Below are 14,256 nucleotides of genomic sequence, written 5' to 3' on the forward strand. Positions count from 1 at the left end.
GGCCCGCCGCGAACGCTCGCGGCGGGCCCCACTGCCGTTCCCGCTACTCGACCGTGACGGACTTCGCCAGGTTGCGCGGCTGGTCCACCTCGTGGCCCTTGGCGGTGGCCAGCTCGCAGGCGAACACCTGCAGCGGCACCGTCGAGACCAGCGGCTGGAGCAGCACCGGGGTGACCGGGATGCGGATCAGGTGGTCGGCGTACGGGACGACCGCCTCGTCGCCCTCCTCCGCGATCACGATGGTGCGGGCGCCGCGGGCCCGGATCTCCTGGATGTTGGAGACGATCTTGTCGTGCAGGATCGACCGCCCGCGCGGCGAGGGCACGACCACCACGACCGGCAGCCCCTCCTCGATCAGCGCGATCGGCCCGTGCTTGAGCTCGCCCGCCGCGAAGCCCTCGGCGTGCATGTACGCGAGCTCCTTGAGCTTCAGCGCGCCCTCCAGGGCGACCGGGAAGCCCACGTGGCGGCCGAGGAACAGCACCGACTTGGCGTCGGCCAGCGAGCGGGCCAGCTCGCGCACCGGCTCCATGGTCTCCAGGACCTGCTCGACCTGCTTCGGCGCGTCGCCGAGCTCCTTGATGACGGCCTGGATCTCGTCGCCCCACTTGGTGCCGCGCACCTGGCCCAGGTACAGCGCCACCAGGTAGCAGGCCACCAGCTGGGTCAGGAACGCCTTGGTCGAGGCGACCGCGACCTCCGGACCGGCGTGGGTGTACAGCACCGCGTCCGACTCGCGCGGGATGGTCGAGCCGTTGGTGTTGCAGATCGCCAGCACCTTGGCGCCCTGCTCGCGGGCGTGCCGCAGGGCCATCAGGGTGTCCATGGTCTCGCCGGACTGGGAGATGGCGATGACCAGCGTGCGGTCGTCCAGGATCGGGTCCCGGTAGCGGAACTCCGACGCGACCTCGACCTCGCAGGGGACCCGGGTCCAGTGCTCGATCGCGTACTTCGCGATCATGCCCGCGTGGAAGGCGGTGCCGCAGGCCACGATGACGACCTTGTCGACCTCGCGCAGCACCTGGTCGGGGATGCGCAGCTCGTCCAGGGTCAGCCGCCCGTCGGTGCCGATCCGGCCGAGCAGGGTGTCCGCGACGGCCTTCGGCTGCTCGGCGATCTCCTTGAGCATGAAGTAGTCGTAGCCGCCCTTCTCGGCGGCGGAGGCGTCCCAGTCGACGTGGTACTCGCGCACCTCGGCGGGGGTGCCGTCGAAGTTGGTGACGGTCACCGCACCGTGCCGCAGCTCCACGACCTGGTCCTGGCCCAGCTCGATCGCCTCACGGGTGTGCGCGATGAACGCGGCCACGTCCGAGGCGAGGAAGTTCTCGCCCACGCCGCGCCCGACCACCAGCGGGGAGTTGCGGCGGGCACCGACCACCACGTCCGGGGCGTCGGCGTGCACCGCGACCAGGGTGAAGGCGCCGTCCAGCTGGCGGCAGACCGCCCGCATGGCCTCCGCCAGGTCGCCGTCGTAAGCCTCGGCGAGCAGGTGGGCGACGACCTCGGTGTCGGTCTCCGAGCGCAGGGTGTGGCCGCGCTCGGCGATCGCGGCACGCAGCTGCGCGAAGTTCTCGATGATGCCGTTGTGGACGACGGCCACCCGCTCGGCGTCGTCCAGGTGGGGGTGGGCATTGGCGTCCGTCGGGCCGCCGTGGGTGGCCCAGCGGGTGTGGCCGATGCCCGTGGTGCCGGCCGCGAGAGGGGTCTCGGCCAGCGACTTCTGAAGGTTCACGAGCTTGCCGGCCCGCTTGTCCGTGGCGAGGCTCCACTGCCCGTCGGAGCCCTGCGTCTGCACGGCCACACCGGCCGAGTCGTACCCGCGGTACTCCAGCCGCTGCAGACCTGCGATCACTACGTCCAGGGCCTGCTGGGGGCCCACATATCCAACAATTCCGCACATGTGCGCCAGCATATGCGGGCGCGCGTTCGGCTTCTCCCGCGGCCGGTGCCCCGACGGGTGACCGACACCACAGCACCGGCCCGGCTCCGCACGGCCCACAATGGAGCTCGTGCTGACCGAACTCTGTAGCCGGGGCGCTCCCGCCACCCCCACGCCCTCCCCGTACGTGGACCTGGACCGGGCGGAGTGGAGCGCCCTGCGCGAACGGACCCCGCTGCCACTGACCGCCGAGGAGGTCGAGCGGCTCCGCGGCCTCGGCACCGCCCTGGACCTCGACGAGGTCCGGGACGTCTACCTGCCGCTGTCCCGGCTGCTCAACCTCTACATCCACGCCACCCACGAGCTGCGCGGCGCCGTCGGCACCTTCCTGGACGTCGCCGACACCGAACGGGTCCGGACCCCGTTCGTGATCGGCGTGGCCGGCTCGGTGGCGGTCGGCAAGTCCACCACCGCCCGCCTGCTCAAGGCCCTGCTGGCCCGTTGGCCCGAGCACCCCCGGGTCGAACTGGTCACCACCGACGGCTTCCTGCTGCCCAACGCCGAGCTGCGCCGCCGCGGCCTGATGGCGCGCAAGGGCTTCCCCGAGTCGTACGACCGCCGGGCGCTGATGCGCTTCGTCGCGGACGTGAAGGCCGGCAAGGAGCAGGTCTCCGCCCCCGTCTACTCGCACCTGGTGTACGACATCGTGCCGGACCGGCGCCTCACCGTGGAGCGCCCGGACATCCTCATCGTCGAGGGCCTGAACGTGCTCCAGCCGGCCCTGCCCGGCACCGACGGCCGCACCCGGCTCGCGGTCGCCGACTACTTCGACTTCTCGATCTACGTCGACGCCCGGACCGACGACATCGAGAGCTGGTACCTGTCGCGCTTCAAGAAGCTGCGCGACACCGCCTTCCAGAACCCGAACTCCTACTTCCGCCGCTTCACCGAGGTCCCGGAGGAGGAGGCGATGGAGTACGGCCGCCAGGTCTGGCGCACCATCAACAAGCCCAACCTGCTGGAGAACGTGCTGCCCACCCGCGGCCGCGCCACCCTGGTGCTACAGAAGGGCGCCGACCACAAGGTCCGCCGCGCGCTGCTGCGCAAGCTCTGACCCCCGCTCACCCCGAAACGCCGTCAGCGCGCCCCCGTGGGAGGCGCGCTGACGTGCGTTCAGGGCGGGAGCGGTCAGCCCAGGTGGGTGCGGACCGCCTCGGCCAGACGCTCGGCGACGGCCTTGGCCTGCACCTCGTCGGCGGCCTCGACCATCACCCGCACCAGCGGCTCGGTGCCCGACGGGCGCAGCAGCACCCGGCCGGTGGCGCCCAGCTCGGCCTCGGCCTCGGAGACGGCGGCGGTCAGCTCCAGCGAGGTCGCCACCCGGGTCCGGTCGACGCCCTTGACGTTGATCAGGACCTGCGGCAGCCGGGTCATCACGTCGGCCAGCTCGGCCAGGGACTGCTTGGTCGCGGCCAGGCGGGCGCCCAGCATCAGGCCGGTGAGGGTGCCGTCGCCGGTGGTGGCGTGGTCCAGCAGGATGACGTGGCCGGACTGCTCGCCGCCGAGGGCGAAGCCGTGCTGCTTCATCTCCTCCAGCACGTAGCGGTCGCCGACCGCGGTCTGGACGAGGTCGATGCCCTCGCGCTCCATGGCCAGCTTGAAGCCCAGGTTGGACATCACGGTGGCGACGGCGGTGTTGCCGCGCAGGGTGCCGGCCTCGCGCATGGCGACCGCGAGGATCGCGATGATCTGGTCGCCGTCGACCTCGTTGCCGTCGGCGTCGGCGGCCAGGCAGCGGTCGGCGTCGCCGTCCAGGGCGATGCCGAGGTCGGCCTTGTGCTCGCGCATGGCGACGCGCAGCTTGTCGAGGTGGGTGGAGCCGACCCCGTCGTTGATGTTGAGGCCGTTGGGCTCGGCGCCCAGCGTGTAGACGACCTCGGCGCCGGCCCGGGCGAAGGCCTCGGGGGCGACCCGGGCGGCCGCGCCGTGCGCGCCGTCGATGACGACCTTGACGCCGTCCAGGCGGTTCGGCAGGACGGCGACCAGGTGGGCGACGTAGCGGTCGAAGCCCTCGGTGTACTGGCGGACCCGGCCGACGGCGGCGCCGGTCGGGCGCTTCCAGTCCTCGTCGGAGGTGACGCCGTAGCGGTGGTAGTGCTCCTCGATGGCGTCCTCGATGGCGTCGTCCAGCTTGTGGCCGCCGCGGGCGAGGAACTTGATGCCGTTGTCGGGCATCGCGTTGTGGCTGGCGGAGAGCATCACGCCGAAGTCCGCGCCGAGCGACCCGGTGAGGTACGCCACGGCGGGGGTGGGCAGGACGCCGACCCGGAGCACGTCCACGCCGGCGCTGGCGAGGCCGGCGATCACCGCGGCCTCCAGGAACTCCCCGGAGGCCCGCGGGTCGCGGCCGACCACGGCGACCGGACGGTGGCCGTCGAAGGCCCCGGCGTCACCGAGCACATGGGCCGCCGCGACCGACAGGCCCAGGGCCAGTTCGGCGGTCAGGCCCTCGTTGGCCACACCGCGTACCCCGTCCGTACCGAAGAGTCGTCCCATGCTTCCGTCCTTTGTCGCCCCTGCTGGCAAAATCATCCGACCGCTCCCGCCTCCGCACCAGGCCTGGGGAGCACGACGCCCCGGAGTACCTGAGGTACTCCGGGGCGTACGAGGTGCACCCGGGGGTGCGCACCACCTGGGCGGCACGCACCCCCCGGGGCGCAATTAGCGCTTGCTGTACTGCGGCGCCTTGCGGGCCTTCTTGAGACCGGCCTTCTTGCGCTCGACGGCACGCGCGTCACGCATCAGGAAGCCGGCCTTCTTGAGGGCGGCGCGGTTGTTGTCCACGTCGGCCTCGTTCAGGGCGCGGGCCACGCCGAGGCGCAGCGCGTAGGCCTGACCGGAGACGCCGCCACCCGCGATGCGGGCCACGACGTCGTAGCGGCCGTCGAGCTCAAGGAGCTTGAACGGCTCGTTGACGGTCTGCTGGTGCACCTTGTTGGGGAAGTAGTTCTCCAGGGTGCGGCCGTTGATCTTCCACTTGCCGGTGCCGGGGACGATGCGCACGCGGGCGATCGCCTCCTTGCGGCGGCCGAGGCCGGCGCCCGGGGTGGCCTCGCCGAAGCGGCCGGCCAGCGACTCAGTGCTGTACTCGGTCTCGGAGGTGTACTCGTCGACGTTCTCGTCGAACTCGACCTCGAGGGTGTTCTCGATGGCAGTCTCGGCCACGGTGTTCCTCAGCTCCTGCTTTTCAGTGATGGGGTTTGGTGGCCGGAATTACTGCGCGACCTGGGTGATCTCGAACGGCACCGGCTGCTGCGCAGCGTGCGGGTGCTGGTCGCCCGAGTAGACCTTCAGCTTGGAGAGCATCTGGCGGCCCAGGCTGTTCTTGGGGAGCATGCCCTTGATGGCCTTCTCGACGGCCTTCTCGGGGTTCTTGTCGAGCAGCTCGTCGTAGCGGACCGAGCGGAGACCGCCCGGGAAGCCGCTGTGACGGTACGCCAGCTTCTGGGTCTTCTTGTTGCCCGACAGGTGCACCTTGTCAGCGTTGATGATGATGACGAAGTCACCGGTGTCAACGTGCGGCGCGTAGATCGCCTTGTGCTTGCCCCGCAGGATGGAGGCGGCCTGGGAGGCCAGGCGGCCGAGCACGACGTCGTTCGCGTCGATGACGTGCCACTGACGCTGGACGTCGCCGGGCTTGGGGCTGTACGTACGCACGGTCGTAGCCTTCGCTTTTCAGTGAGTGTGTCCTTGACAGGAGCACGCTGGACGAGTTGATCAGCCTTGCCCGCTCTGGACGCAATTCAGAGGAGGGCCGCTGAACATCGGCCTGGTGTCTCCGGCGTACCGACCTCTCACGTGAGATGGAGCGAGCCAATACGCACAACAAGGGCCCAGACTACCGGCCCGCACCGCACCGGTCAAAAACGCTCAGCGGCCGGGCTCAACGATCACGCACCACCCGGGTCTCGTCCCAGACCGGTTCCGGCGCCTCGTACACCCGCCCGTCCGACCCGAACACCAGGAACCGGTCGAAGCTCCGGGTGAACCAGCGGTCGTGGGTGACGCACAGCACGGTGCCGTCGAACGCCTCCAGGCCCTCCTGCAGCGCCTCGGCGCTCTCCAGGTCCAGGTTGTCGGTCGGCTCGTCCAGCAGCAGTGCGGTGACGCCGGAGAGCTCCAGCTTGAGGATCATCAACCGGGCCTGCTGGCCGCCGGAGAGCGACTCGAACCGCTGCTCCTCCTGCCGGTCCAGCTCGTACCGGCGCAGCGCGCCCATCGCGGCGCCGCGGCTGAGCGCGTGCTCCTCCTCGACGATCGAGCGCACCGTGCGGCCGAACAGCTCCGGGTGGGCGTGGGTCTGCCGGAAGTGGCCCGGGACCACCCGGGCGCCGAGCCGCCAGGTGCCGCCGTGCCGGACCGACTCGTCGCCGGCGAGCAGCCGCAGGAAGTGCGACTTGCCGGAGCCGTTGGAGCCGAGCACCGCGACCCGCTCGCCGTAGAAGACCTCCAGGTCGAACGGCTTCATCAGGCCGGTGAGCTCCAGGCCCTCCAGGGTGAGCGCCCGGACGCCCGTGCGGCCGCCCTTGAGCCGCATGGTGATGTTCTGCTCGCGCGGCGGCTCCTCGGGGCGGCCGGCCTCCTCGAACTTCTTCAGCCGGGTCTGCGCGGCCGCGTAGCGGGTGGCGAGCGCGTGGCTGACCGAGGCCGCCTGGCGCAGGTTGACCACCAGCTTCTTGAGCTTGGCGTGCTCCTCGTCCCAGCGCCGGCCGAGCTCCTCGAAGCGGGCGAACCGCTCCTTGCGGGCCTCGTGGAAGGACTCGAAGCCGCCGCCGTGCACCCAGACGCTGCTGCCGCCCCCGCCGAAGCCCGACTCGACGCTGATGATCTTGTCGGCGGTACGGGAGAGCAGCTCGCGGTCGTGCGAGATGAACAGCACGGTCTTGGAGCTGGCCTTGATCGCCTCCTCCAGCCAGCGCTTGCCGGGCACGTCCAGGTAGTTGTCCGGCTCGTCGAGCAGCAGCACCTCGTCCGGGCCACGCAGCAGGCACTCCAGCACCAGGCGCTTCTGCTCGCCGCCGGACAGCGTGTTCAGGCCGCGGAACTGTGCCCGGTCGAACGGCATCCCGAGCGCCGCGGTGGTGCAGACGTCCCAGTCGGTCTCGTAGTCGTAGCCGCCGGCGTCCGCCCAGTCCGAGAGCGCCTGCGCGTACGCCATCTGCGTCTTCTCGTCGTCCTGGGCCATCATCGCCAGCTCGGCGGCGTCCACCGCCCTGGCGGCGACGGCGATCCGGGGCGGCGCGACGGAGACCAGCAGGTCCCGGACGGAGGCGTCCGGGGGCAGCGCGCCGGGGGTCTCCCGCAGGTCCTCCCGGCCGGTGGTGCCGACGAACTGGCGCATCACGCCGAGCCCGCCGCTGACGGTGACGGTGCCGCCGTGCGGCTGCACGTCGCCGGCGATCATCCGGAGCAGGGTGGTCTTGCCGGCGCCGTTGGCACCGACCAGGGCGACCGCGGCGCCCTCGCCGACCCGGAAGGACGCGTCGTCGAACAGCACCCGACCGTCCGGCAGGTAGTACTCCAGGTGTGAAATCTCGACGTGTCCCATGGGCGCGATTGTGCCTGGGGCGGCGATGGACGCCAAACCGCTTTTTGTGTGCCGGTCCGGTGACCCCCGGCGTGCGGGAGCGGGCTGTGCTCTAGGATCCGCGATCATGAACACACCAGCCCAGGGCGGGTACGGCGGACCGCCGGGCCCTCCGGAGGAGCCCGACTGGTACGCCCTCGCCGACCGCAACGAGGCCGAGTCCCGCCGCCGCAAGCGGCTGTTCGTGATCGGCGGCGGGGTGCTCGCCACCGCGCTGGTCGCCGGCGGGGTGACCGCGGCCCTCGCCCTCACCCGCCCGGAGACCCGGTCCCGGGCGGCCGGGCCGGCCGCCGCGTCCGCCCCGGCCTCCGCGCCCGTCTCCGCCTCGGCCTCCGCCTCCGCCTCCGCCTCGCCGAGCGGCGCCCCGCCGACCACCCCGCTCGGGGTGATCAGCTCCAGCACGTGGGACCGGGCGAGCGTCAGCGTCGGCACCCTGTTCCCCGCCGCGACGCTGACCGTCCAGGGCCGCACCTACACCCGGCTCGCCACCGACCTCGACAGGGACTGCACCGCCTCCGGCGTGGGCGGCCTGACCGAGGCCCTGACCCACAACGGCTGCTACAACGTCTACCGCGCCACCTACGGCAACGGCGCCGGACTCCAGGTCACCGTCGCCGTCGCCACCTTCGCGAGCGACTCCCGGGCGGCCAGGGCCAAGAACGACGGCAAGGGCGGCGCCCTCCCCCTGGTGAAGGACCGGGCCACGCCGTTCTGCGCGACCGTGACGTGCGCCACCGCCCGCAACTCCCTGGGCCGGTACGGGTACTTCACCGTCGCGGGCCCGACCGACGGCAAGGCCGTGGCCGACGGGGACAAGACCGCGCCGCAGGCCGTCAAGGACATCGCGGGCTCGGTCTACGACACCCTGCTGGAGCGCGGCCGCGCCGGCCTGGCCGACCTGCCGGGCTGAGCCGCGCGGCGGGTCGGCCCGGCCGGCCCGGTCAGCCCTCGGTGCCGGGCAGGGTCCGCATCCGGCGGGCCGCCCGGTTCCGTTCGGCGAGCTGGTCGTCGGCCGGGTAGCCGACCTCCTCCAGCGTCAGCCCGTACGGCCGGATCACGTTGACCGCGGAGTTGCGGACCCGGCCGGCCAGCACCTGGCCGGGGAACTCCACCGGCCGGTGCCCGTCGCCGACCAGCAGCATCGCGCCGACCAGCGCCCGCACCATGTTGTGGCAGAACGCGTCGGCCCGGACGGTGGCCACCGCCAGGCTGCCCTCCTGGGTCGCGTACCCGTCCACCGGGACCCGCTCCCAGTGCAGCTCCAGCAGGGTGCGGATGGTGGTGGCGCCCTCGCGCTTCTTGCAGTACGCGGCGAAGTCGTGCTCGCCGACCAGCAGCCGGGCGGCCTCGTTCATCAGGTCGACGTCCACCGGCCGGTCGTGCCAGAGCACGTGCCCGCGCAGCAGCGGGTCGACCCCGCCGGGGTGGTCGGCGACCCGGTAGGCGTACCGGCGCCAGATCGCGGCGAAGCGGGCGTCGAAGCCGCTCGGCGCCTCGCCCACCCGGAAGATCCGGATGTCCGCGGGCAGCCGCCCCGCCAGGCGTCGCAGCAGCTTCTCGCCGTGCACGGCCCACAGCTCCTGCGGCAGGTCGACGTGCGCGACCTGGCCGCGGGCGTGCACCCCGGCGTCGGTGCGGCCGGCCACCGTGAGGTCGTAGGTCTCCGAGCTGCGGGTGACCACCCGCAGGGCGTCCTCGATCTCGCCCTGCACGGTGCGCCGCCCGGGCTGCCGTGCCCAGCCGGAGAACTCGGCGCCGTGGTAGGCCAGGTCCAGCCGGATCCGGACGTGCCCGTCGGCCGGCCCGTCCTGCTGCGGCGGCGTCTGCTCGCAATCCTTGAGCACTGCTGAAAACTCCCCAGGGATAAAGGAACGGGCCCGCTCCCCCATCACTGGGAGAGCGGGCCCGAGCTGCACCTAACGGTGTCAGGCGGACTCGACCTCGGTGGTCTCGTCGGCCTTGGTCTCGGCGGCCTGCTCGGCCTCCTTGACGGCACGCTTGGTGGCGCCCTCGGCCTCGCCGACGGCGGTCTGCGCGACGGTCAGGCCCTCGACCAGCTCGATCACGGCCATCGGGGCGTTGTCGCCACGACGGGGACCGATCTTGGTGATACGGGTGTAACCACCCGGGCGGTTCTCGTAGCGCGGCGCGATCTCGGTGAAGAGAGTGTGCAGCACCGAGACGTCGGTGATCGTCTTGCGCACCAGGCGACGGTTGTGGATGTCGCCCTTCTTCGCCTTGGTGATCAGCTTCTCCGCCAGCGGGCGCATCCGACGGGCCTTGGCCTCGGTCGTGGTGATGCGGCCGTACTGGAACAGCTCCCGGCACAGACCGGCGAGCAGCAGCGGCTCGTGGTGCGGGCCGCCGCCGAGGCGGGCACCCTTGGTGGGACGCGGCATGGATGACTCCTTGAATCTCCGACTGCGGCCGTACCAGGTACCGCAGCGGGCGGCCGGGCACTGTTGCCCGGACGACTTTCTTGCATCGATGCGGGGGCGACCCGCAGGGGTCGCCCCCGGACCAAACTCTTAGTACTGCTCGGTCTCCGCGTAACCCGCGTCGTCCAGGTCGTCGGCGCCGAAGGCGTCGGCGGCGGCGGTCGGGTCGAATCCGGGCGGGCTGTCCTTGAGGGCCAGGCCCATGCCGGCCAGCTTCGCCTTGACCTCGTCGATCGACTTCGCACCGAAGTTGCGGATGTCGAGCAGGTCGGCCTCGGAGCGGGCCACGAGCTCACCCACGGTGTGGATGCCCTCGCGCTTGAGGCAGTTGTACGACCGAACGGTGAGCTCCAGCTCCTCGATCGGCAGCGCCAGGTCGGCGGCCAGGGCGGCGTCCGTCGGGGACGGGCCCATGTCGATGCCCTCGGCGTCGACGTTCAGCTCGCGGGCGAGGCCGAACAGCTCGACGAGGGTCTTACCGGCCGACGCCATGGCGTCACGCGGGCGCATGGCGGGCTTGGTCTCGACGTCGACGATCAGCTTGTCGAAGTCGGTCCGCTGCTCGACACGGGTGGCCTCGACCTTGTAGGTGACCTTCAGCACGGGGCTGTAGATCGAGTCGACCGGGATGCGGCCGATCTCCTGGCCGGAAGCCTTGTTCTGCACGGCGGAGACGTAGCCGCGACCGCGCTCGACGGTCAGCTCCATCTCCAGCTTGCCCTTGCCGTTCAGCGTGGCGAGGACCAGCTCGGGGTTGTGCACCTCGACACCGGCCGGGGGCGCGATGTCGGCGGCGGTGACCACACCCGGGCCCTGCTTGCGCAGGTACATCACGACCGGCTCGTCGTGCTCCGAGGAGACGACCAGCTGCTTGATGTTGAGGATGAGGTCGGTGACGTCCTCCTTGACGCCCGGCACGGTGGTGAACTCGTGCAGGACACCGTCGATCCGGATGCTGGTGACAGCAGCGCCGGGGATCGAGGAGAGGAGCGTGCGGCGGAGCGAGTTGCCGAGGGTGTAGCCGAAGCCCGGCTCCAGCGGCTCGATCACGAACCGCGAGCGGAATTCGTCGACGACCTCTTCGGTCAGCGAGGGACGCTGAGCGATCAGCATGTTTTCAGATCCTCCAGTTGTCTTCGGCACCCACTATTTGATGCCGAACAGAACCAGCGTACGGGGTCCTGAACGAAACAGGACCCCGTACGCGGTTTAAAGCGACCTACGTGCCCGAAGGCGCTGCGTCAGACGCGGCGGCGCTTCGGCGGGCGGCAGCCGTTGTGCGGGGTGGGGGTGACGTCCTGGATCGAGCCGACCTCCAGGCCGGTGGCCTGGAGCGAACGGATCGCGGTCTCGCGGCCGGAGCCCGGACCCTTCACGAAGACGTCGACCTTGCGCATGCCGTGCTCCTGCGCGCGACGGGCAGCGGCCTCGGCGGCCATCTGCGCGGCGAACGGGGTGGACTTGCGCGAGCCCTTGAAGCCGACGTGGCCGGCAGAGGCCCAGGAGATCACGTTGCCCGAGGGGTCGGTGATCGAAACGATGGTGTTGTTGAACGTGCTCTTGATGTGGGCGTGCCCGTGAGCGACGTTCTTCTTCTCCTTGCGGCGGATCTTCTTCGCGCCGGCAGCCTGACGACCCTTGGGGGGCATAAGTCTGTATCTCCTACTGAGGTGGTCGGTCCGCTATCCCGCGGGCCGGAGGGATGTCCGGTTACGGGACGGACTACTTCTTGCCCGGCTTCTTCTTACCGGCAATCGCGCGACGCGGGCCCTTGCGGGTACGCGCGTTGGTGTGGGTGCGCTGACCGCGGACCGGCAGGCCGCGACGGTGACGCAGGCCCTCGTAGCAGCCGATCTCGACCTTGCGGCGGATGTCGGCGGCGACCGAGCGGCGGAGGTCACCCTCGACCGTGTAGTTGGCGTCGATCCACTGCGCCAGCTTCACGAGGTCTTCCTCGGAGATGTCGCGGACCCGGACGTCGGGGTTCACGCCCGTCTCGGCCAGCGACTGCTGGGCGCGGGTACGGCCGATGCCGTAGACGTACGTGAGGGCGATCTCGATCCGCTTCTCACGGGGGAGATCAACGCCGGCGAGGCGTGCCATTCATGGCTCCTGTGGTTCTTCAGAGGTCTTACGGGGTACCTACTCCAACACCTCTCGGCGAGGGAGCCCCGGCCTCTGACCGGGGGTGGCAGTCCGTCCCGCGGGGGACGGATCGGGCAGCCCGCGTTATGACGTTGTGCGCGTCGCGCGAAGTACTACGAGAAATGCGGGAGGGAGATCAGCCCTGGCGCTGCTTGTGGCGCAGGTTGTCGCAGATCACCATGACCCGGCCGTGACGGCGGATCACCTTGCACTTGTCGCAGATCTTCTTGACGCTCGGCTTGACCTTCATGGTTCAGGTTCTCCGGGTCTAGATCTGACAGGTTCTTACTTGTACCGGTAGACGATCCGGCCGCGAGTCAGGTCGTAAGGGCTGAGCTCCACGACAACCCGGTCGTCCGGGAGGATACGGATGTAGTGCATCCGCATCTTGCCGCTGATGTGCGCGAGGACCTTGTGACCGTTCTGCAGCTCGACCTTGAACATGGCGTTCGGAAGAGACTCGATCACGGTGCCCTCGATCTCAATGGCGCCTTGCTTCTTTGCCATGAACTGCGAGATCCACCTTCCGGGGCCGGCTACCGCATGCGGCACGCTCGTGTGCGAGCCTGGGTCCACCCCAACCCTCACGGGAAGAGGGCGTGCCGAAGCACGCTACGAGTGAGCCGACGCATCAGTCTACGTCAGGCAGCAACCCGACGCCAAAACGATGCCGACCGGTCACGCTCAGTACGTGGCACCGACCGACAGCGGCTCGACGACCGCGGTGCACGCGGAGCACCGGCGGGCCGCCTGCGGGATCTCGGTCAGGCACTCCGGGCAGGGGCGCTTCGGGGTCTTGGGCTTCTTCGGCAGGTACCGGGCGCTGGCCTTGGTGACCGGCAGCACCACGCAGAAGTACAGCACCGCGGCGGTCATCAGGAACGCGATCAGCACGTTGAGGAACTGGCCGTACGGGAAGGTGACCCCCGCCACGGAGAACCGGTAGCTGCTGAAGTCGCCGGCCGCACCGACCACCACGCCGACCAGCGGGGTGAGGAAGGCCGACACGAAACCGGTCACCACGCCGGTGAACGCGGCACCGATGACGACACCGACCGCCATGTCGATGACGTTGCCGCGCATCATGAAGTCCCGGAAGCCCTTGAGCACTGCACGCCCCTATGTCTCGTGGTGGCCGTCGAAGGCGGCCGTCAAAGGCGGGAGCCTAGCGAAAACTTTCCCCGGTATCAAAATAGGACAAAGGGCCTGGGGGTGGAAACCCCCAGGCCCTTCGTCCCGCCAGATCAGGCCAACGGGTCCGGAGCTGCGGTGATGCCCAGCTTGGCGAGCTCGGCCCGGCCGCCGTCGAAGGCGGTCAGCACCAGCGGGCCCTGCTCGGTGACGGCCACCGAGTGCTCCCAGTGCGAGGCCCAGGTGCCGTCGTCGGTGACGACCGTCCAGTCGTCCTCCAGCACGGTGGTGTGCGGGGTGCCGAGCCCGACCATCGGCTCGATCGCCAGCACGGTGCCGGGGATCAGCTTCGGGCCCTTGCCCCGGCCCGCCACGTAGTTGAGCACGTGCGGCTCCATGTGCATCGCGGTGCCGATGCCGTGGCCGCCGTACCCCTCGGTGATGCCCCACTTGCCCTTGGGCGGCAGCGGCTGGCGGCGGATGTAGCCCTCGATCGCCCGGGAGACGTCGACCAGGCGGTTGCCCTTCTTCATCTGGGCGATGCCGGCCCACATCGAGCCCTCGGTCACCCGGCTCAGCAGCGCGTGCTCGGGGGCGACCTCGCCGACCGGGACGGTGATGGCCGCGTCGCCGTGCCAGCCGTCCACGATCGCACCGCAGTCGATCGAGATCAGGTCGCCCTCGCGGAGCACCCGCTCGCCGGGGATGCCGTGCACCACCTCGTTGTTGACCGAGGCGCAGATCACCCCGGGGAACCACAGTCCGCCGTGGTGGGCGCGGAAGTTCGAGGTGGCGCCGTGGTCGGCGATCACCTTCGCCGCGATGTCGTTGAGCTCCTGGGTGGTCACACCCGGGGCGACCGCCTCCCGGCAGGCCTTGAGCGCTTCGGCGACGACCAGCCCGGCCACTCGCATCTTCGCGATCTGCTCGGGGGTCTTGATCTCCACCATCCGGTCACGCCTTCCACTGTTCGTCGCGCACCCGGTCCTTGCCGGGCGGCCGTGCTGCCTACCACC

16 protein-coding genes are annotated in these 14,256 nt (G+C 70.5%); 2 read left to right on the forward strand and 14 right to left on the reverse strand.

Features of this window, described 5'->3' with window-relative positions:
- Positions 1–43 precede the first annotated feature (43 nt).
- Positions 44–1,900, reverse strand: coding sequence for a glutamine--fructose-6-phosphate transaminase (isomerizing) (gene glmS / locus ACIOFR_RS06715; RefSeq protein WP_400993012.1), 1,857 nt, complete (start codon positions 1,898–1,900; stop codon positions 44–46).
- 100 nt (positions 1,901–2,000) lie between these two features.
- On the opposite strand from glmS, the gene coaA reads away from it, so the two are divergent.
- A complete protein-coding gene (gene coaA, locus ACIOFR_RS06720) occupies positions 2,001–2,993 on the forward strand; it encodes a type I pantothenate kinase (RefSeq protein ID WP_371497548.1) in 993 nt (330 codons plus the stop codon).
- 74 nt (positions 2,994–3,067) lie between these two features.
- On the opposite strand, the gene glmM is transcribed toward coaA, so the two are convergent.
- From glmM to ACIOFR_RS06740, 4 genes are all read right to left on the reverse strand, one after another.
- Complete coding sequence (gene glmM, locus ACIOFR_RS06725) at positions 3,068–4,435, reverse strand: phosphoglucosamine mutase (RefSeq protein ID WP_400993013.1); 1,368 nt, start codon at positions 4,433–4,435, stop codon at positions 3,068–3,070.
- Between the two features lie 165 nt (positions 4,436–4,600).
- Positions 4,601–5,104, reverse strand: a complete 504-nt coding sequence (gene rpsI, locus ACIOFR_RS06730; protein WP_035981606.1) for a 30S ribosomal protein S9 — start codon at positions 5,102–5,104, stop codon at positions 4,601–4,603.
- Positions 5,105–5,152: 48 nt separating this feature from the next.
- Positions 5,153–5,596 carry a 50S ribosomal protein L13 gene (rplM, locus tag ACIOFR_RS06735; protein ID WP_033824211.1) on the reverse strand — a complete coding sequence of 148 codons (444 nt, stop codon included), beginning with the start codon at positions 5,594–5,596 and terminating at the stop codon, positions 5,153–5,155.
- A 226-nt stretch (positions 5,597–5,822) separates the two neighbouring features.
- Positions 5,823–7,487, reverse strand: a complete 1,665-nt coding sequence (locus ACIOFR_RS06740; protein WP_400993014.1) for an ABC-F family ATP-binding cassette domain-containing protein — start codon at positions 7,485–7,487, stop codon at positions 5,823–5,825.
- A 106-nt stretch (positions 7,488–7,593) separates the two neighbouring features.
- On the opposite strand from ACIOFR_RS06740, the gene ACIOFR_RS06745 reads away from it, so the two are divergent.
- The gene (locus tag ACIOFR_RS06745) at positions 7,594–8,436 is read left to right on the forward strand and encodes a hypothetical protein (protein WP_400993016.1); all 843 of its coding nucleotides are present in this window, start codon (positions 7,594–7,596) and stop codon (positions 8,434–8,436) included.
- A gap of 31 nt (positions 8,437–8,467) precedes the next feature.
- On the opposite strand, the gene truA is transcribed toward ACIOFR_RS06745, so the two are convergent.
- The 9 genes from truA to map all read right to left on the reverse strand — a co-directional run bounded on the left by truA (position 8,468) and on the right by map (position 14,190).
- Complete coding sequence (gene truA, locus ACIOFR_RS06750) at positions 8,468–9,370, reverse strand: tRNA pseudouridine(38-40) synthase TruA (protein ID WP_400993017.1); 903 nt, start codon at positions 9,368–9,370, stop codon at positions 8,468–8,470.
- Positions 9,371–9,451: 81 nt separating this feature from the next.
- The gene (rplQ, locus tag ACIOFR_RS06755; RefSeq protein WP_400993018.1) at positions 9,452–9,925 is read right to left on the reverse strand and encodes a 50S ribosomal protein L17; all 474 of its coding nucleotides are present in this window, start codon (positions 9,923–9,925) and stop codon (positions 9,452–9,454) included.
- A gap of 129 nt (positions 9,926–10,054) precedes the next feature.
- Positions 10,055–11,077, reverse strand: coding sequence for a DNA-directed RNA polymerase subunit alpha (locus tag ACIOFR_RS06760; RefSeq protein WP_033824215.1), 1,023 nt, complete (start codon positions 11,075–11,077; stop codon positions 10,055–10,057).
- 128 nt (positions 11,078–11,205) lie between these two features.
- A complete protein-coding gene (gene rpsK, locus ACIOFR_RS06765; protein ID WP_014136257.1) occupies positions 11,206–11,613 on the reverse strand; it encodes a 30S ribosomal protein S11 in 408 nt (135 codons plus the stop codon).
- 73 nt (positions 11,614–11,686) lie between these two features.
- Positions 11,687–12,067, reverse strand: a complete 381-nt coding sequence (gene rpsM / locus ACIOFR_RS06770; RefSeq protein ID WP_400993020.1) for a 30S ribosomal protein S13 — start codon at positions 12,065–12,067, stop codon at positions 11,687–11,689.
- Positions 12,068–12,245: 178 nt separating this feature from the next.
- Positions 12,246–12,359, reverse strand: a complete 114-nt coding sequence (gene rpmJ, locus ACIOFR_RS06775) for a 50S ribosomal protein L36 (protein ID WP_003956441.1) — start codon at positions 12,357–12,359, stop codon at positions 12,246–12,248.
- A 35-nt stretch (positions 12,360–12,394) separates the two neighbouring features.
- Entirely contained in the window at positions 12,395–12,616 is a 222-nt protein-coding gene (gene infA, locus ACIOFR_RS06780; RefSeq protein ID WP_003956442.1) for a translation initiation factor IF-1, read from the reverse strand.
- Positions 12,617–12,793: 177 nt separating this feature from the next.
- Positions 12,794–13,219: a large conductance mechanosensitive channel protein MscL gene (gene mscL / locus ACIOFR_RS06785; RefSeq protein ID WP_400993021.1), complete on the reverse strand. Its 426-nt coding sequence runs from the start codon at positions 13,217–13,219 to the stop codon at positions 12,794–12,796.
- A gap of 134 nt (positions 13,220–13,353) precedes the next feature.
- Positions 13,354–14,190 carry a type I methionyl aminopeptidase gene (gene map / locus ACIOFR_RS06790; RefSeq protein ID WP_400993023.1) on the reverse strand — a complete coding sequence of 279 codons (837 nt, stop codon included), beginning with the start codon at positions 14,188–14,190 and terminating at the stop codon, positions 13,354–13,356.
- Positions 14,191–14,256 lie beyond the last annotated feature (66 nt).

The organism is Kitasatospora sp. NPDC088346 (genome assembly GCF_044740765.1).
Taxonomy (GTDB): Bacteria; Actinomycetota; Actinomycetes; order Streptomycetales; family Streptomycetaceae; genus Kitasatospora.

What these genes read in the sequence shown, in the direction of transcription:
- rplQ (WP_400993018.1), bottom strand. Translation starts at nt 9,925, where the DNA reads ATGCCGCGTCCCACCAAGGGTGCCCGCCTCGGCGGCGGCCCGCACCAC.
- glmS (WP_400993012.1), bottom strand. Translation starts at nt 1,900, where the DNA reads ATGTGCGGAATTGTTGGATATGTGGGCCCCCAGCAGGCCCTGGACGTA.
- ACIOFR_RS06760 (WP_033824215.1), bottom strand. Translation starts at nt 11,077, where the DNA reads ATGCTGATCGCTCAGCGTCCCTCGCTGACCGAAGAGGTCGTCGACGAA.
- infA (WP_003956442.1), bottom strand. Translation starts at nt 12,616, where the DNA reads ATGGCAAAGAAGCAAGGCGCCATTGAGATCGAGGGCACCGTGATCGAG.
- glmM (WP_400993013.1), bottom strand. Translation starts at nt 4,435, where the DNA reads ATGGGACGACTCTTCGGTACGGACGGGGTACGCGGTGTGGCCAACGAG.
- coaA (WP_371497548.1), top strand. Translation starts at nt 2,001, where the DNA reads ATGGAGCTCGTGCTGACCGAACTCTGTAGCCGGGGCGCTCCCGCCACC.
- rpmJ (WP_003956441.1), bottom strand. Translation starts at nt 12,359, where the DNA reads ATGAAGGTCAAGCCGAGCGTCAAGAAGATCTGCGACAAGTGCAAGGTG.
- rpsM (WP_400993020.1), bottom strand. Translation starts at nt 12,067, where the DNA reads ATGGCACGCCTCGCCGGCGTTGATCTCCCCCGTGAGAAGCGGATCGAG.
- ACIOFR_RS06745 (WP_400993016.1), top strand. Translation starts at nt 7,594, where the DNA reads ATGAACACACCAGCCCAGGGCGGGTACGGCGGACCGCCGGGCCCTCCG.
- ACIOFR_RS06740 (WP_400993014.1), bottom strand. Translation starts at nt 7,487, where the DNA reads ATGGGACACGTCGAGATTTCACACCTGGAGTACTACCTGCCGGACGGT.
- map (WP_400993023.1), bottom strand. Translation starts at nt 14,190, where the DNA reads ATGGTGGAGATCAAGACCCCCGAGCAGATCGCGAAGATGCGAGTGGCC.
- rpsK (WP_014136257.1), bottom strand. Translation starts at nt 11,613, where the DNA reads ATGCCCCCCAAGGGTCGTCAGGCTGCCGGCGCGAAGAAGATCCGCCGC.